Annotated in this window: 16 protein-coding genes, 1 pseudogene and 1 other annotated feature; of the genes and pseudogenes, 13 read left to right on the forward strand and 4 right to left on the reverse strand. The window is 29.4% G+C overall.

Annotated features, from left to right (window positions below; all coding sequences use genetic code 11):
- From I6U48_RS07915 to I6U48_RS07925, 3 genes are all read left to right on the forward strand, one after another.
- Positions 1-858 (forward strand): AAA family ATPase, encoded by an 858-nt coding sequence (locus I6U48_RS07915; RefSeq protein WP_218319870.1) that lies wholly within the window; start codon positions 1-3, stop codon positions 856-858.
- Positions 859-929: 71 nt separating this feature from the next.
- Complete coding sequence (locus I6U48_RS07920; RefSeq protein ID WP_218319871.1) at positions 930-1,766, forward strand: MerR family transcriptional regulator; 837 nt, start codon at positions 930-932, stop codon at positions 1,764-1,766.
- 48 nt (positions 1,767-1,814) lie between these two features.
- On the forward strand, positions 1,815-2,924 hold the full coding sequence (locus tag I6U48_RS07925; protein ID WP_218319872.1) for an acyltransferase: 1,110 nt from the start codon (positions 1,815-1,817) through the stop codon (positions 2,922-2,924).
- Positions 2,925-2,954: 30 nt separating this feature from the next.
- Here the strand turns inward: I6U48_RS07925 and I6U48_RS07930 are convergent, their stop codons facing one another.
- A complete protein-coding gene (locus I6U48_RS07930) occupies positions 2,955-3,506 on the reverse strand; it encodes a CGNR zinc finger domain-containing protein (protein WP_218319873.1) in 552 nt (183 codons plus the stop codon).
- A 123-nt stretch (positions 3,507-3,629) separates the two neighbouring features.
- Between I6U48_RS07930 and I6U48_RS07935 the strand changes: the two genes are divergently transcribed.
- From I6U48_RS07935 to I6U48_RS07960, 6 genes are all read left to right on the forward strand, one after another.
- Positions 3,630-4,574, forward strand: a complete 945-nt coding sequence (locus I6U48_RS07935) for a 4Fe-4S double cluster binding domain-containing protein (RefSeq protein WP_218319874.1) — start codon at positions 3,630-3,632, stop codon at positions 4,572-4,574.
- 212 nt (positions 4,575-4,786) lie between these two features.
- Complete coding sequence (gene rodA / locus I6U48_RS07940; protein ID WP_218319875.1) at positions 4,787-5,908, forward strand: rod shape-determining protein RodA; 1,122 nt, start codon at positions 4,787-4,789, stop codon at positions 5,906-5,908.
- Between the two features lie 132 nt (positions 5,909-6,040).
- Positions 6,041-6,294 (forward strand) — a binding site (T-box leader).
- Between the two features lie 85 nt (positions 6,295-6,379).
- On the forward strand, positions 6,380-7,900 hold the full coding sequence (gene lysS, locus I6U48_RS07945; protein WP_218319876.1) for a lysine--tRNA ligase: 1,521 nt from the start codon (positions 6,380-6,382) through the stop codon (positions 7,898-7,900).
- Positions 7,901-8,121: 221 nt separating this feature from the next.
- Positions 8,122-9,501 carry an MATE family efflux transporter gene (locus I6U48_RS07950; protein WP_218319877.1) on the forward strand — a complete coding sequence of 460 codons (1,380 nt, stop codon included), beginning with the start codon at positions 8,122-8,124 and terminating at the stop codon, positions 9,499-9,501.
- 456 nt (positions 9,502-9,957) lie between these two features.
- Entirely contained in the window at positions 9,958-10,440 is a 483-nt protein-coding gene (locus I6U48_RS07955; protein ID WP_218319878.1) for an RNA polymerase sigma factor, read from the forward strand.
- A complete protein-coding gene (locus I6U48_RS07960) occupies positions 10,433-11,209 on the forward strand; it encodes a hypothetical protein (RefSeq protein WP_218319879.1) in 777 nt (258 codons plus the stop codon). The genes I6U48_RS07955 and I6U48_RS07960 overlap by 8 nt, the downstream gene beginning before the upstream one ends.
- A gap of 240 nt (positions 11,210-11,449) precedes the next feature.
- On the opposite strand, the gene I6U48_RS07965 is transcribed toward I6U48_RS07960, so the two are convergent.
- Positions 11,450-11,824 (reverse strand): hypothetical protein, encoded by a 375-nt coding sequence (locus I6U48_RS07965; RefSeq protein ID WP_218319880.1) that lies wholly within the window; start codon positions 11,822-11,824, stop codon positions 11,450-11,452.
- A 53-nt stretch (positions 11,825-11,877) separates the two neighbouring features.
- Here I6U48_RS07965 and I6U48_RS07970 point away from each other — a divergent pair, with 53 nt between their 5' ends.
- The 3 genes from I6U48_RS07970 (at position 11,878) to I6U48_RS07980 (ending at position 16,859) form a co-directional block, all read left to right on the forward strand.
- A complete protein-coding gene (locus tag I6U48_RS07970; RefSeq protein ID WP_376774540.1) occupies positions 11,878-12,294 on the forward strand; it encodes a nucleotide-binding domain containing protein in 417 nt (138 codons plus the stop codon).
- Positions 12,295-12,652: 358 nt separating this feature from the next.
- Positions 12,653-15,328, forward strand: a complete 2,676-nt coding sequence (locus tag I6U48_RS07975; protein WP_218319882.1) for a winged helix-turn-helix domain-containing protein — start codon at positions 12,653-12,655, stop codon at positions 15,326-15,328.
- A 169-nt stretch (positions 15,329-15,497) separates the two neighbouring features.
- Positions 15,498-16,859: an MATE family efflux transporter gene (locus I6U48_RS07980; protein WP_218319883.1), complete on the forward strand. Its 1,362-nt coding sequence runs from the start codon at positions 15,498-15,500 to the stop codon at positions 16,857-16,859.
- A 125-nt stretch (positions 16,860-16,984) separates the two neighbouring features.
- On the opposite strand, the gene I6U48_RS07985 is transcribed toward I6U48_RS07980, so the two are convergent.
- A complete protein-coding gene (locus I6U48_RS07985) occupies positions 16,985-17,782 on the reverse strand; it encodes a nitroreductase family protein (protein ID WP_218319884.1) in 798 nt (265 codons plus the stop codon).
- 283 nt (positions 17,783-18,065) lie between these two features.
- Between I6U48_RS07985 and I6U48_RS07990 the strand changes: the two genes are divergently transcribed.
- Positions 18,066-18,236, forward strand: a complete 171-nt coding sequence (locus I6U48_RS07990; protein ID WP_246615245.1) for a hypothetical protein — start codon at positions 18,066-18,068, stop codon at positions 18,234-18,236.
- Between the two features lie 28 nt (positions 18,237-18,264).
- Here I6U48_RS07990 and I6U48_RS07995 read toward each other — a convergent pair.
- Positions 18,265-18,525: pseudogene (locus tag I6U48_RS07995) on the reverse strand (oxidoreductase); the annotation flags it as partial.
- Positions 18,526-18,625 lie beyond the last annotated feature (100 nt).

An 18,625-nucleotide genomic window follows, 5' to 3' on the forward strand; every position in this document is an offset into this window, starting at 1 on the left:
ATGGTTTATTTAAATGTCTTTATATTTCCAAATGATGATATGGAATTTGATTTTTTAATAGAGGAAAAAAGAACATGCTATGACTCATTTTATCCATTTAAGATATTATCAAGAAATGGTTTTGAAAGAATTGATTTTGCACCAATTACTATTTTATATGGTGGAAATGGTTCGGGAAAATCTACGGCATTAAATGTTATAGCAGAAAAAACGGGAATAATTAGAGATTCTATCTACAACAAATCTAATTTCTATTCTAACTATGTCAATATGTGTGAGATGCAGCTTGAAGATGATGATATTCCTGAAAATAGTAGAATTATAACAAGTGATGATGTATTCGATTATATGTTGAATATTCGTAACCTTAATGAAGGGATTGACCAAAAACGGGAAAAAATCTTTGAAGAATATTTGGATGCGAAATATTCTAATTTCCAAATGAAGTCTATGGCAGACTATGAACAACTAAAGAAGGTAAATATGGCTAGAAGTAAAACTCAGTCACGATTTGTGAGAAATGAACTGATGGATAATGTGAGGGAATATTCAAATGGAGAAAGTGCATTTCGATATTTTATTGAAAAAATAGATGAAAATGGATTATATATATTGGATGAGCCTGAAAACAGTCTTTCTCCAAAACGTCAGCTGGAATTAGTAAGATTTATCGAGGACTTTGCACGATTTCTAGGTTGTCAGTTTATTATATCAACACATTCTCCATTTCTACTTGCCCTTCGTGGAGCAAAAATATATGATCTTGATGAAAATCCAGTTGATGTGAAAAAATGGACAGAATTAGAAAATGTGCGTACATATTATGAGTTCTTTAAAAGATATGAAAATGAGTTTTAATGTTAATGTAAAAGGGATGTTGCACTCAACAATCCCTTTTTATAATGTTTACATAGGAGGCGATTAATAGAATGGGCAAAAGTAGAGAATTTTATCAAATAGGAGAAGTATCAAAAATATGTAATATTCCAATAAAAACACTGCGCTATTATGATGAAATAGAATTATTAATACCACGAAGAATTGATCCAGATAGTAATTATAGATATTATTCAAATGATCAATTGGTTTTGGTGCTTGTAATAAAGCATTTTAAAGAAGCAGGTTTTTCATTAAAGGAAATAAAAGTGCTTTTAGGCAGAGAAGATTTAGAATACAACACAAGAAAAATTAATGAAAAATGTATAGAGATTGATAATAAAATTAATGATTTAAAAATGTTAAAAGAAAAATTACAGTTTTGCATTAAAGAAAGTAAGAAAGAAAAGAAAAAACATGAGGACTTTAAAATTGAGATAAAAGAGATTCCTATTTCTTATATTGCTTATCTTAGAAGTAAAGGACCTTGTACTATTGAAGAATTTACGGTTAGATACTGCAAATTGATTTCATTAGTCGAAAGAAACAATTTTCATATTACAAAGAATGCTATGGCTATATATTATGATGATTGTATTGACTTTGAGGAAAAAGAAAAGGAGGAATATGATATTGAAGTTTGTATAGCCGTATCTGAAGAAAGAGAAATAAAGGGTTTAGTTAGAAAATTTGGAGGATTTAAAGCTATTACTGCTATTCATTATGGAAGCTATGATAATATGATAGATACTTATAGAAAGATATTCAAATACATTTATGAAAATGGATTTGAAGTTTACGGTGAGCCTATAGATAATTATCTTGTAGATATAATAAACACATCAGATGAAGAAAATTATGTGACTGAATTAATAGTTCCAATAAAATAATTAATAGTGTTTTAAATTGAAATTTAAGTAGAATAAGAGGGTTTAGATGTGAGACAAGAAAGGTTACATGAAATCGATATTTTAAGAGCTATAGCATTTGTTTTTGTTGTTACTCAACATACTTTAGGAGGATTTTCTAATATTAAAGGACTTCCTTATGCCAGTTTTGCTATAATGAAGTTAACATATGTAATTGCTAAAGTAGCAGTACCAATTTTTCTTTTTATAAGTGCAGTAGCTTTATTTTATACACATTCAGAAAAATTTGAATGTAAAAGCTATTATTTCAAAAGAATAAAATATTTATTGATACCTTATATTGTATGGTCGGCAATCAATATGATTATGTTGGATAATAAGGAAAGGTTTAATAATTTCTTGATCCAACTAATTGCAGGGAATGCTGCATACCATTTTTGGTATATGGGTATGGTTATAAGAGTTTTTTTTATGTTTCCTATCATTCTTTGTATTGCAAAAAAAGTACATTTGATGAATGTCAAAATTAGGACAAGTATTTTTATATTGTTAGTTTGTCTATATTATCCAGTATCAAGAATCCAAAATACTATATCTGATAATGTAGGGAAACTTATATTTGGAACACCAACTGATATACAACAAAGAATTATAAATATATCTGTTTTGTTTTGGTATCTTTACTTTATATTAGGGATTTACTTAGCTTTAAACTATGAATATATTAAAAAGAAACTTATACAGTATAGAGCTATTGTTTTTATAATATATGGGATATCATTGATATACGCTTATTTAAATGAAATAGAAAAGATTAGGTTTATAAGGTTTCTATCCTTATCATATATGGTATTTTCAGTATTAACATTCTATTTAATTGCTCTTAGTCTGAAAGAAAAAAATAAAGTTTATAAGCTAATGAAATTTATTAGTGATTATTCCTTTACTTCATACATGGCACATATTATCGTTATAAACTATGTAGTTAATATAACGATGCTAGTACTTAATACTAGAAACTATCTTATAGTGGGAATTTTTGCTTTAGTTATAACATCATTAACAACCCCTGTTATTATAAAATTTATTAGTTATTTTCCATTTTCTGAATATATAACTGGAACTAAACGTTCATTTAAAAGTTCTGTTTTAAAGATAAGGCCTTCAAAAACAGCTTAGTATAAAATTATTTCCTATATTTTTTATAATTTATTTTTTTATTTGACCATGTTTTTTATTTTCTCTAAATCTACGAACCTTTATAAGAGTTGCACAAGTATTGTCACACCACTTTCTTGTGTGGCTTTTACTTTCATCATAAAAAATCCATTTACAATCGGGATTTTCGCAAAGCTTAATCCTTTCAATATCATATTTGGTTATCATATCAATAAAAGAAGAAATAATTTCAAATATAATCAAATGTAAATCAGATTTAAGTGGAATAGTTTTTAAATAAAACTTATTTTGTTCTTTTTTTAATACCTTATAAAACGAGAAAGCTTTAAGATATTCATTTAATTTATTTATATCTTTTGAAGCTATTGTTTTTTTTGCATATAGATTATCTGTAATGCAACTTAAAAAGTCTCTAAGCTCCAGTAATCTATCAATCATTTCTTTATCAGGTATATTAGTAAATGATAAATTCCACTTTAAATAAAAATTTTTGAACCAATTTTCATCCTTTAAAGGGTCTGTAAAAGTTTTATGTGTTTTGTACCATTGACTATTAATAAAATCCATGCATAAAAAATCCATTCTATGTAACCTCCTTTTATGATGTTGACCGTTACTAGGATAGGTGTTATTATTTTATTATATCAGTGTAACTATATTATGTAAAAATGATAGTTACATTATGCTAATAGAGGAGGGAAATATATGAAAAGCTATGTTAGTGACTTTATAAAGAAGATTGAAGGATACGGCTTTAAAGCACAAGTTATTTCTTTTACAAATATAGAAGCAATACAATCCGAACTAGAGAATACAAAACAGACTTATGAGGATGTTGATACTTATATAGGAAAATACTTAGACAAGTTTTACTATGAAAATTCAAAGAACCTTCTAGAAGCAAAATCAATTATAGTTATAGCAGTTCCGCAACCAATAGCAAGAATACATTTCACATTAGATTCAAAAAAACATTCTGTAATTATGCCGCCAATGTATCTATTAAATGCAAGCAGTGAATTTGAGGAAAAACATAAGAAGATAGCTGAAGTAACTGCAATTCTTGAGAAGGTACTTTCTTATGAAAATTTCAAGGTAATTAAGTTAAATATTCCATGTAAACTTACAGCAGTAAAAAGTGGTTTGGGTGTATATGGAAGAAATAATATTTGTTATATAAATGGTGAAAGCAGCTTTTATTGGCTTGGAGCATATATATCAGATATGCCCTGTGAAAATGACGCCTGGCAAGAACATTCTGTTACTATGGATACATGCAAGAATTGCGACTTGTGCCTGAAAAACTGTCCAACAGGAGCAATAGCAAAGGACAGATTTATAATTCATTCGAATAAATGTATTACATTACAAAATGAAAGTAAAGAAGATTTTTCAAAGGATCTGGATTCGAAGTGGCATAATTGCTTGATAGGATGCTTGCGATGCCAAATTATTTGTCCTGTAAATAAGAAGCATATCAGGAATGTAGAAGATATTACTGAATTTGATGAGTGGGAAACGAGAAAGATATTAGATGAAACGCCATTGGAAGAATTGTCGGAAATAACCTATAAAAAATTGGAATTGATTAGTTTTATAGAAGATTATGATTTACTTGCCCGCAATCTGAAGGTTCTAATGTCATGGTAGTTAGAAGGGAACTAGTCTATATGAAAATTTTAGATAATCCTTCAAGATATCTATAGGTAAAAGAAAAAAGTTACTAAAAATTCATAATGTAAAGCTTAAGATGGTGATAAAATAATTAATAGAGTTTAATAGCGAAAGTAGACTACTTGCTTTGTGTAACCGATCTGCTTTATTTATTAAACTACATAATGGTTATAAGGAGTACAGAACTTATGTTAATTATTCAAAAACTTAAGCTGAATTTTAAATTAATTAGAGAATTAGATTTTATTCTCATTTTTTTTGTAATGATACTTTCCGTATTTGGATTAATGAATATCTATAGTGTTACCAATAGGAAAAATGGATATTATTTTTTTAATCATCAAATGATCTGGATTTTAATTAGTATTTTTATTGTATATATAATTTTATGTATAGATTATAGTAAATTTATTTGCTATATTGATTTTGCATATTGGTTTAATGTAGTTCTATTAGTATATACATATTTTTTTACTAGTCCAATCAATGGGGCCAAGGTATGGATACAATTGGGGAGTGTAGCGGTTGAGCCAGGTGAATTTTGTAAGCTTACAATAACCTTAATGCTTGCTAAGAAAATACAAGAAATGAATGGTGAAATAAACAACTTTAAAAATTTATGTACTTTATTTATATATTCTATAATACCAACTATATTAATTCTTATTGCTCCAGATTTAGGATTAGTTTTAATAGTATTTTTTACAGTTCTGTCGATTCTGTTTATTTGTAAATTAGATTTAAAAATGATGCTTTCAGGTTTGCTAGCATTAGTTGTAATTGTAACTGTAGCTTGGAATTTTGGATTAATAAAGGAGTATCAAAAGCAGAGGTTAACTTCTTTTATTAGCCAAGATTCAGACTTATCAGGTACTAATCTTCAGGTGTCACAATCTAAGATTGCTATTGGCAGTGGCGGTTTGATGGGACAAGGATTTAATAAAAGCACTTATATACAAGGTGATTTCATACCTGAATCACACACGGATTTTATATTTGCTGTAGTAGGTAGTGAATGGGGACTCTCAGGAACTGTGGCATTATTAGCTGTATATGCTATAGTTATGGTCAGAATTATTAAAATAGGAAAGAACTCAAAGGATATTTCAGGTACAGTAGTATGTGTCGGGTCTTTTGGTGCTTTAGTATTTTCTATCCTGCAGAATATAGGGATGACTGTAGGAATTATGCCAATAACAGGGATAACTCTTCCGTTTATAAGCTATGGCGGAAGTTCTGCGCTTTGTAATTTTGTAGCTATAGGTTTAATTTTAAATGTAGGAATGAGAAGGAAAAAGATAAATTTTTAGCACACAATGTATACTACAATCATGCTTAAATCTAAAAAGTCGAGTAAGTGCTCATAATATTGAGCATTGAGTATCAATAAAGTAAGTTGATTTGAAGTATGGACATATGTAGTTTTTCTATGTTATAATTTTTTAAAGACTATGAAGAGAAGAGTAGATAAATATATGAATTTACAGAGAGCTCTATAAGGTGAGAATGAGCACGGATTTTTTATTGAAAAAGGTCTCAGAGTTGCACACCGAGTCTGGTTTCAGGGGTAGGCTGTGACGGTATAACCCGTTATAAGTTATAGAGTATAAAATTAATTATGTACTTGAAAAGGTCTATATGGTGACATATGGATAAACTGAGGTGGTACCACGAAGATATAACTTTCGTCCTCAAGATTAAAATCTTGGAGGTGAAGGTTTTTTTATTTGTGCAAAAATCTACTAAATCATAAATAAATATTTAAAGGTGGTATAGCTAAAATGTATAAGGAATTTGAAAGTATAGAAAACTTAGAAAAGATAATGCCAGATTCAAATGAATTTGTAGTGGAAAGAGTTAAAAAGTTAAATAAGCTTTATGAATTAGGAGTTAATCCATATCCTTATAGCTACAAAGATATAACTCATACTAAGGATATTTTGGATAACTTTGAAAATATAAAAGAGGAACAAGAATTCACATTAGCAGGAAGAGTTATGCTAATAAGAAGGATGGGAAATGCTACATTTGCTAATATTATAGATGAAAAAGGAAATATACAAATATTCTTAAGTAAAAAGTTAATAGGTGCTGAAAGTTATAAAATCTTAAAATTAATTGATGTAGGAGATATTATTGGAGTTATTGGAGCTGTATTTAAGACACAGACAGATGAAATCACTATTAGAGTAAATCAGTTTGAATTATTGTCAAAGTCCATTAGAACACTTCCAGAAAAATATCACGGTATACAAGATACTGACTTAAGGCAAAGGCATCGTTCATTAGATATGATAATGAATGAGGGGGTTAAAGAACGATTTATTAAACGTTCAAAAGGGATAACAGCTATCAGGGAATATTTAAACAATTTAAACTTTATTGAGGCAGATACTCCTATTCTGGATACTAAATACGGCGGAGGAGAAGCAAAGCCATTTACAACCTTTGTTAACGCATTGGATTGTAATGTGTATATGAATGTTTCTCCAGAATTATATTTAAAAAGACTTATAGTTGGAGGAATTGAAAGAGTTTATACCTTTGCAAGAGCATTTAGAAATGAGGGAATTGACAGAACACATTATCCAGAATTTAGCTTGTTTGAATGTTATATGTCTTATGCTGACTATAATGATATGATGGAACTTATGGAAAATATATATGAATATGTATTCAATAAAGTTAATGGAACAACAAAGCTTCAATATGGAGACGTAGAAATTGATTTTAAAACTCCGTGGAAGAGAGAGAAGATGTGTGACCTTGTAAAAAAGGATACAGGAATCGATGTTGAGAGAATTACCAGGGAAGAAATTATTAAAAGCATTAAAGATAATGAGCTCTTAATAGAAAGTCAAAATGAGGGATTAGTTATTGATGAATGTTCAAAGGGAGAATTAATAGTTAATTTGTTTGAAGTATATTCTGAAAAGAAATTAATTCAACCAACCTTTGTTATAGACTTTCCTGAAGAATCTTCTCCATTATGTAAGGTTCATAGACATAATTCGGATTTAATTGAAAGGTTTGAACCCTATGCTTATGGTGTTGAGCTTGGAAACGCTTATTCAGAACTTAATGATCCATTAAAGCAAAGAATACTTTTACATGAACAAGCGTCAAAACTAAGAGCTGGGCTTGAGACAGCTAGTCCAATGGATGAGGAATTTGCTGTTGCTATTGATACTGCAATGCCACCTACTGGAGGATTAGGAATTGGTATTGATAGAATGATAATGTTTCTTACGGGCTCTTATAGCATAAAAGATGTTATAGCATTTCCTCTAATTAAAAGATAATAATAAAATAATATAAGAAAAAGGACTCATATCACTGATAAGAAGTGTTGGTATGAGTCTTTCTGTTGTTATATTTCAGAGCCAATAATTAAAATAAGTATTGACTCTCCAGTTACTGGATGTATTATTCTTTCAAGTATAGATACGGCCGACACATACCTGCGCATAAGTTAAGTGTCTGGAAGTGATATCTATACGAAGTCTGAAAGAGGTGTATATCAGTGAGCGAAAAGAGTATAAAAATTAGTGAAAATCATATTGAAAATGAAAAGTTAAGCAAGCTTATTATGAAGTTTTCTATTCCCTGCGTGCTTGCAATGGTAGTCAATGCTCTTTACAGTATTGTTGACCAGATTTTTATCGGTCAAGGGATAGGCTATATTGGTAATGCAGCTACCAATATAACTTTTCCACTTGTAGTTTTAGCCTTAGGTTTTTCATTGCTTTTAGGAGATGGAGCGGCTGCTTTTTACAGTATAAAATTAGGAGAGAAAAACAAAGAAGAGGGCGCTAAAGCAATAGGTAATGCAATTATTTTGATGGTGCTTTTAGGTTTGGTCTTTTTAGCAGTTGGATATATTTTTATGGAAAAGTTACTATGGAGCTTTGGAGCTACAAGCACTAACATTTCTATAGCACTAGATTATATGAGAATAATTCTAATAGGATTTCCCTTTATGATTTTAGCAGCAGGCTTAAATTCAATAATACGTGCAGATGGCAGTCCGGAATATTCGATGCTGGCCATGATACTTGGAGCTGTCATAAATATTGTTTTGAATCCTATACTCATATTTCATTTTGCTATGGGGGTTAAAGGTTCTGCTATAGCGACAATAATAGGACAAATCTTATCCTGCACGATTTCTCTAAGGTATATTAAGAAGTTTAAAAATATAAAGGTCAAAAGGGAACATTTGAAAATTGATACAAAGATAAGTAAGGCAATAATGCTTTTGGGAATGTCGAGTTTAATCACGCAAGTAGCAGTAACTATAATAATAATAGTAAGCAATAATATGCTTAAACTTTATGGAGCTCAATCAATTTATGGAAGTGATATTCCTATATCAGCAATTGGTATTGTAATGAAGGTAAATGAACTTCTATTAGGGGTTGTAATAGGCATAGCTATAGGTGGTCAGCCAATACTTGGATATAATTACGGTGCTAAGAATTTTAAACGTGTGAAAGATACCTATTTTATGCTTATAAAAATATCAACTGTTGTATCAATAATAGGATTTATTATATTTCAATTCTTTACGCAAAGCATAGTAAATCTATTTGGTCAAAATAATGCACTATATAATGAATTTGCATTAAAATCCTTTAAGATATTTTTGATGCTTTGTATGTTTATAGGTTTTGAGCTTACAACCTGTGTTTTCTTTCAAGCAATAGGTAATCCTGCAAAAGCAATGTTACTTACCTTATGTAAGCAGACCTTTTTTATAGTGCCGTTTATGATAATTTTACCTAAGTTTCTAGGTGTTTTAGGAGTTCTGTATGCAGGACCCTGTGCAGAAATATTATCAGTTATAGTGACTATTATCCTTATTACCTCAGAACTTAAGAAATATTCAAAGGTGGAGGTATAATAATGAAGACTAAACTTAAAAAACTTATAATAAATGAAAGCATTGATAATGCAAAACATCGCTTAAGCAGAGAGTAACCCTGCGAAACAAAAGAACATGAGCTTTTTTAAAAGCCTCCTTCACTGTCCTCTAAAAATGTTTAACTTATGTTAACTGTTATCAAGTAAATATTTTTTATAAGTTAACTTTCAGCTTTTGATGCCTATAAATTAAATAATTTATTAAGATATCATATTATTCAGAAATGGATTTTATGGTATCTTTATTTTGTAATTAATTTATAAGATGCAGCTTATAGCCTCGTGTAAATTAGTATGGAAATAAAATTAGTTTTAGATATTATAAAAAATTTAAATTTAAGTGAAAATAAAATGAACCATCTAGTAAGTTTATCCATCTAATTAGTGTAAAGCAAAAAAGTAGCGCTGCAGTTTGCAAAGAAAGGTAGGAAGTCAATTGAATAAAGAAACATTTATAGCTAATGTTCTTGAAGCTGAATCTACTTTATATCATGTATCTAAATCGATTTTGACTCATGATCAAGATTGCGAGGATGCCGTTCAGGAGGCAATTTTAAAAGCCTATGATAAAATAGATACGCTGAAGAAAGAACAATATTTTAAAACATGGTTAGTTAGGATACTCATAAATGAATGTTATGATTTAAAACGCAAAGAGTATCCCGAGGTACCTTATGAAGAATACTTTGAGTCTACCAAGGCTGATGATAGGAAGGATTATAGCGAATTATATTTGGCTATTCAGAATTTACCAGAGCGTATTCGTATTACAATTGTTTTGTATTATGTAGAGGGATATTCAGTAGGAGAGATTAAACAGACTTTAGAAATACCTGCAGGAACTGTAAAAAGCAGATTAGCAAAAGGACGAAAATTATTAAAAATAAAGCTAGAGGATATGGAGGTAGTTTATGAATAAATATGATTGGAATAATGCCTTTCCAGATACACCTGAAAGTTTTAAAAATAAGGTAAGTGCAACATTAAATAGCTTACCAGATAAAAAGGAGAAGGATGAAATGGAAAATGTAAAAATATATAAAAAAGGATCTACGAAGAAAAAATTTATTATTGCATTAGTAGCTACTATGGTAATAGGGACAACTGTATTTGCTGCAGGAAAAATAACTTCTATAACTTCAAGTTCAAGCAGCAGACCAACATATACTACTATACCTACAGCAGAAGAAGTAAAGAAGGAGTATAAATTTAATCCTAAACTAGTTAATAAATTTGATAATGGTTACACTTTTGTAAATGGATGTGTTGTAGATAATAAAGGAACTGATGATAAAGGTAATTTTGCAGGAAAAACAAAATCACTTGATTTCGATTATACAAAAGGGAAGGATGAATTAAGTCTTTTTATGGAAAATGGAAGATTAGGTGAAAGATCAGAGAAAGCTACTGTTATTGCTAATTATAAGGGTATAGATTTATATTATTATTCATATGCTAATAAGCTTGAGCCAGCAAATTATAAAATGACAGAACAAGATAAGAAGGATAAGGCATCTGGTAAATATGTATTTAGTTATGGATCTGATTATGACAAGGAAAAAGTCTCTCAAGTTCAATGCTTAAATTGGATGGAAGGTGGAATTAACTATTCCTTCTTAGGAAGAGATTCGAATATATCAAAGGATGAATTAGTTAAAATGGCACAACAGGTTATAAGTACTAAATAAAAACGGTAGTGCGTATAGATTTAAAGTTTTTTAAAATAGAATGAAAATTCTTGCTTATCACTATGAGGGACAATATTTAGTGAAAGTTTATTTTTGAGAGTGATTAGATTTTCTATATAAAGCAATGGGGGCTGTCGTACTAAAAAATTAGTGCGGCAGCTTTTGTACGTTCAGCATGTTTGCATTTTCAAAGTGGACTGTTTTAAATGACGAACTTTACAAGACAGATTTAATTAAACGTCACAATGTAGTTCGACTGATTTTGAGACTTTTAGCAACCTTGGTTTGATTGCAGTTGCACATCTCAATTACCTTTAGTGCAATATTTTCAATAACCCGAGTAAATTGCGTATAGTTATAAGGCCAGGAAAATTCGCAAAGCATCTGCATTTCATCTGGTGTGATTCCTAAAATTTGTTTTCCAATAGATATATTTAATTTGTTAAGATATAGTTTTACAATTGAATCTATGCGCGCTGAATCATCTCTTAATGCTGGTAAAGTAATGATAAAACAATGCAGCTGATTTATAAATGCTATCATATTTGAATCAAGTGTTCCGTTATAAGAACTTATACATGAAAGTAAAACTCTATTTCTTTTACAAATTTCCATATCTCATATTAGTATAGTTATTACAGTAAAAAACAGATGAATTTGTTCAGAATCTGTATGATTTTAGTGAAAATAATAATATGGTCATTCTTGATACAAATGATATGGAAGGCACTGAAAGCACAACTGCTTATGTACAAAAAAGAGGAATTTCAACTAAACAGATGCTTATATACATTATGTCTGACATGGGCAAGATTCTGAAACGGTTGATTGACAAAGGATGTGATAGCACCATTTTCATTATGGGGGGAGATTCACTAGTTGGATTCGCACGTGAGGCTGGTATTAAGGGTATATCTCCTGTATGTGAAATAGATTGCGGAGTTGTACTCTCACAGCTTAATTATAACGGAAAGATGTTAAATGTAATTTCAAAATCCGGCGCATTTGGTAAAAAAACGTTATTTAGCGATTTATCAAAAATGCTTATAAGATTAAATGAGGGAAAGGAAGTTATAAAATGTTAGAAAAATATAATTTAAAAATGCCACAGGCTGTATATAGTAGTCAAAATTCATTGGAAAATATAAAAACGATTCTTTTGAGAAACAAAGTGAGTTTGATGTACCAGAATCTGATTTGGATCTTTTAGTTGATGCAGGAATGCAAGTTACACGTTTATTAGATAACAATATGCGTAAAGTTCCCCAAGAAGATGCTCGTGCAATATATAAACAAATTATATATTTACAAGATGTACATATGATAAAATATAATTATAAAAAATGACTATAGTATCAATTAAGTAAATCATTGAAGATAAATTAGTAAGCTCAGATATTTCGGTTATTTATGATAAAAGTGGAATAGAGGATGTTATGAATAATGGATAAAGGTTTTATTAAAAGTAAGATAAATATACCAAAAGTAAAAGACAAAATAGTAAAAAGAGAAGATTTGTTTAATAAGCTGAATGAAGCTATAAACTATAAGCTTATATTAGTTACTGCTCCAGCTGGTTTTGGTAAAAGCACATTGATAGCTTCATGGTTAAATTTTAACATTAAGAATAAATGTTTTACGGCCTGGTTATCTCTTTCTGAAAGAGATAGTGAAGCTATAGTATTTTGGAAATATGTTGTTTATGCACTTGATAAAATAAAAGAAGGAATTATGGAAAATTCCATTTTAGCATTTAACTCTTTTCAATTTAAAAGCAGCTTTGATACAGAAATTTTAGCAGTAATATTAAATAATCTTGATGAACTTAGAAAAGATTTGTTTTTAGTTATAGATGATTTATATATGATTGACAACAAAGAAATATATGAGCAGTTGAAATTTTTTATAAGAAATGTGCCACCTAATGTTCATATAGTAATTATAAGCAGAGCAGTTCCTGACATAGGCATAAGCAAGCTTAGAGCTACAGATAACATGCTTCAGCTATCTCAAAAAGATTTGAGTTTTACTCAGAAAGAGATAGAAACCTTTTTTAAAGAAGTTATGGATGTAGATATATCTAATGGCACTTTAAATATTTTAGAAGAACGTACTGAAGGATGGGCAGTAGGACTTCAAATGGCTGGACTTTCTTTGAAAAATACTAAAAATGAAGAAACCTTCTTAAATGGTTTTAAAGGAGATCATAGATATGTCCTGGATTACTTAATGGAAGAGGTATTTTCGCTTCTCGATAGAGAAACACAGGATTTTCTTATGAAAACTTCAATATTAGGAGAAATGAACAGTGATTTATGTAATAGAGTTACACAAATAAAAAATAGCCAGGAGCTTTTAGAAAAAATAGATACGGAAAATTTGTTTATGATACCTTTAGATGAAAATAAAGAGTGGTATAGATATCATCATTTATTTAAAGAATTTCTGGGAAATAGAAGAGCTGTGGCAATGGAAGACATTTTACCTGAACTTTATAATGGTGCTGCAGAGTGGCATAAAGAAAATGGCTTCTATGATGAAGCAATTAATTTTTATATTGAAGCTAAGAACTATGATGAAGCAAGGATTATAATAGAAAAAATTGATATGGATTTAATGTTTAGTGGTGATATGAAAAAAGTTTATGATTGGTGCATGAAAATCCCTAAGGAAATGTTTTATGATAGACCTCGCCTTTGTATGAATGCAGCATGGTTTAAATGTGCGAGCGGAGACTATAAAGCTTCTGATAATTACTTAAAGTGTGTAGAGCAGTCTTTAAAGTTACAGATTGATGAAGTGGATGTAAAATACTTTTTCACAGAAATAATGATTATTAGAGGAATGCTTGCCATATTAGAAAGAGATATTACTAAAATTAAGGAATATGCAGATAAGGCTAAAGATTATGGAAATAAACATAATATCTTAAAAGCAGCAAATGCTTTATTAAAAGGAACTGCAGCCATTTATGAAGGTGATGTAAAAGCTGCTGCAGCATTTTATGAGGAATGTCTTGAGATTAGTAAAAATATTGATAATTACTATACAGCTTCTATAGCTAACAGAAGCTTAATCATATCAAAAATGATGAGAGGCAAAATTTATGAAGCAGAAAAACAATGTATAGACTTAATTGAATATTTAACTAAAAGACATGTTATTAATATACCTGCAGCAGCTGCTATATATAATGATTTAGCTGACATATATTATGAGTGGAATGAGCTTGATAAAGCAGTAGAATGGGTAAAAAAAGCTTTGGAACTTGCTAAAAAAGGAGAAGTAAACTGGATTTTATGTGCAAGCTATATGACTTTAGCAAAAATATTTTTTGCCGGTTCTAATATTGAAGATGCTTTAAAATACTTAAGCAAATCCGAAACATATAGAATAAATGATAAACTATTCGATGTAAAATTAGAATTTCTGAGGGTTAAAGCAAATTTACATTTAAGAAGTGGTAATTTTGAAGGAGTAGAAAATTTAATAAATAATGATATTTTTAATTGTTTAACAAAATTCAATATAGCCTATTCCTATTATTACTTAACAAAAGTTAGATATCTTATATTTAAAAATGCACTAGCTGAAGCAGAAATTTTAATAATTAGTCTTTCTGAAACTTTTGAAATGAGAAAAGTTAATAAGGCATTGGCAGAAGCCTTAATTTTGAAAAGTATTATTTGTGAGAAAAAAGGTAATACAACGGAAGCACTAGAGGTTTTGATAAAAGCAATAAACATTTCCTATAAAGAAAAGTATCTTAGAATTTTCTTAAATGAAGAGACGCATTTAAAGGAGTTTATTCTAAGTAAAAGTACAAAGCTTCAAGCTTTGCTTAAGAAAGAAGCTCAAAGTTTTTTAAATCAAATAATTGAAAACTTCAATAATAAAATTAATATCATGGAAAAGCCTGCTTACTTGGAGATATTGAGTGTAAGAGAAATAGAGGTTCTTAAATATTTGCAAAAAGGACTTACTAACTTAGAAATAGCAGAAGCTTTATTTGTATCTGTGAACACGGTAAAAACACATCTTTTAAATATATATACTAAGTTAGATGTACACAGTAGAACTGAGGCATTAACTAAGGCTAAGGAATTTGGAATTTTTTAATTTTCAGGGGTGATTGGAAAAATCACCCCTTTTAATCATACCTGTGGGTGATAAAAATACATTTTTAAACTAGTAAAATATAATCAAGAAATGTATTTAAGAAAGTATAAGTCTGAAAGAAATGTTTTCAGGCTTATGTTACTGTCTTAAGAAAGGAATTGATATAAAGATGAAAAAACACACAGGAAATGATTTCACCACAGGAGATATTAAAACGCATATATTAAAATTTGCTGTACCAATGGTTATAGGACTTTTTTTAACTATGGGGTATACCATAATAAATACTATTTGGATTGGAAATTTACTTGGAAAGGAAGCTATGGCAGCTACTTCAGTAAGTTTTCCTATTACTTTTATACTCATTGCTATAGCCACAGGCTCAACTACAGCTATTTCTATATTAATATCTAGAAATTATGGAGCAAAAAACTTTAATACTATTAACAAAATAATAGAGACATCTTTTTCATTATTTTCTATACTAGCTGTGGTTCTTATATCTTTAGTATTTATTTTTAGAAATGAATTATTAAATTTAATGGGAACTCCAAAGGAAATATTTAATATGGCATCAAGTTACCTAGAAATATTGCTTTTTGCTACATTTATTAATTATATATATTCTGTTATTAATTCAATTCTCTCAGGAATGGGAGATACAAAAACCTCGTTAATATTTCTCGTTTTGTCGACAATTGTAAATGCTGTATTAGATCCATTTCTTATAATGCAATTTAAGCTTAATGGCGCAGCGGCAGCATCCCTTATTTCAGGAGGCATTGCAATTATTTCTGCAGTAACATGCCTAAAAAGGAAAAAACTTAAGATTAATATTATTCCTAAAAGACTTAGTTTTGATAAGGAAATAGTTTTAGAAATATTAAAAATAGGTATGCCAGCAACTATTCAACAGTGTTTAATGCCAATTAGCCTTATATTTATTACATCATTTATAAGCAGATTTGGTGCAGATGCTATTGCAGCTTATGCGGCAGCAAGTAAAGTAGATTATTTAGCTATAATGCCTGGTATGGCTATAGGAACCGCAGCCTCAGTTATAACAGGACAAAATATTGGGGCCAATAAATCAGATAGAGTAAAAGGAGTTTTTAAATGGGGATCATTGTTAAATTTTTCTATCGTTACTATAGTGGCTGTTTTAATTTCAGTTTTTCCAAATCAAATTCTTATGATCTTCGCAAAAGACTCTAGAATTTTAAATATAGGATCAACCTATTTAAGAATTAATGCTTTAGTTTATTTGATATTCAGTATAACCTATGTAACTAATGGTATTATAACAGGTTCAGGAAAAACTATGGTAACTATGACAATTTCAGCAGTATCACTTTTGCTCCTTAGAATACCACTCGCTAATTTTATGTCACAAACCAGCATAGGAATTAAAGGAATTTGGTATGCTATTTTAATTACCTCTGTATTTTCTACTATTTGCAGTATGCTTTATTATTTATCAGGAAAATACAATGAAAATTTAATTATATGTGGAGAAGAAGTGTATAATTAAGCATAAGCAGGCTGAATATATTTAAGATAAAGTGCTTTTAAAGTATTAAAGAGTAAGACTTTAAAGCACTCTTTTGTTTTATTACAATGGATTTTAACTATGTAGTGTTCAATAATATGGAGGCACTATATCAAATTTATAAAAGTAAACTCTAATGGATTTCTGTCAACTAACCTTGAATAAGTAGATTTTGGATATCCTACCATAACAGCACCAGTAATTTTCTTGTTCTTGGGGATATTAAATAATTCAATTAATGGGGAATTATCTTTCATAGCAACTCTTTCAAACATTCCAGCCCAGCATGAGCCTAATCCTAGCGTTGGTGCATACAACTCCAAATACGCTAATGAAAAAATAGAATTTTCTCTTCCTCGTGGAAAGTTCAAATCAGCAGTTGCCAGGATAAGGCTAGATGCTCCTCGCAAAATTGTATCAATTTCTTTTTCACGATATGGCTTTGTAAAGTTGCTTGATACATTATCCTTCTCAAATTCTTCAATGACAAGTTTAACAGCCTCATCAAGTATTTTTCTATCATCTATGATGACATAGGATATGCCTTGCAGATTATGTCCACTAGGAGCAAAATGAGCAATATTCACAAGAGTTATTAATTTTTCTCTTGGGACAGGAGTTTCTTTATATGTGCGAATGGAACGCCTTGAACGAAGAAAGTTTTCTGCCTCCTCAGGGCTTAACTTTGGAAATTTTTTTGAGCTGATTTGATTGGATAAAGGTGTTTTTATATTATCAATTGCTTCCTTTGGGCATATAGCTACACAATGACCACAGGAAATACAATCTTTACTACAAATTTCTTCAGGTCCATTTTTGCTAAGCCTTAATACATATTCTGGGCACTCATCTACGCATAAACCACATTTAATACATTTCTCTTGATCTACAGTTATCAAATTCATTTTTATTTCTCCTTTACTTTAAACAAATAATAAGGTCTATTTATAGTTATATATCGTTATGAAAGACTTATGATTTATATCATAGGCCTAATAATATAAAATTAATGAAAGTAAATTTCTTTTAAGTTAGTATACCATTAAAGAATTTTTTTAAATAGATGTTAAATTATCATAGGATAAATAATCACATCATCATTACCATTAAGATTAATAATAATTTGTTTGAAAAATTTTTGTTTTCTAAATGTCTATTCATTTTCATATCTTCCTCTCTAAAGGTATTATGGGAACACCAGAAGGGCAAAAACTTTTACATCATCCTTTAGTAGGAGACTTATACTTAAGCTATATTTCCTTTAAGTCTACAGAAATAGAGGGAGCAAGTATTACCATTCAAATGCCTATAGATGATTATACAAAAAATAAATTGGAACAGCTTATGTTAACAACATAAATCAATACTGTTTGGAGTCGTATATAAATTGAAAGTGTCCAAGGTGGTTTGTTGCAAATTGAGATTCATATCCCCTAAAATCTTTCATTAGTGGCGGAGCCATGATTCCAGCACTATTTACTAAGATGTGAAGGGGGCGGTTAGAAGCTAAAAACCTTTCTGAAAATTTATCGATAGAAATAGGATACATAAGATCTAAACTTTCTAACTCTATATTTTCTATAACTTCTTTTGCAGTTGTAGAAAAGTTATACCCTGAATTTATTGATGCTTGAATAGTATTTTTCATATATTTCTCCTTTTCTATACACAGCCTAATTATTAAAATGAGCTCAAATCGCTAGCGTTATACTTAGTATATTTCTTAGAGTGCAGTGTAAGTCAATAGG

It is taken from the genome of Clostridium thailandense, assembly GCF_019207025.1.
Taxonomy (GTDB): Bacteria; Bacillota; Clostridia; order Clostridiales; family Clostridiaceae; genus Clostridium_AM; species Clostridium_AM thailandense.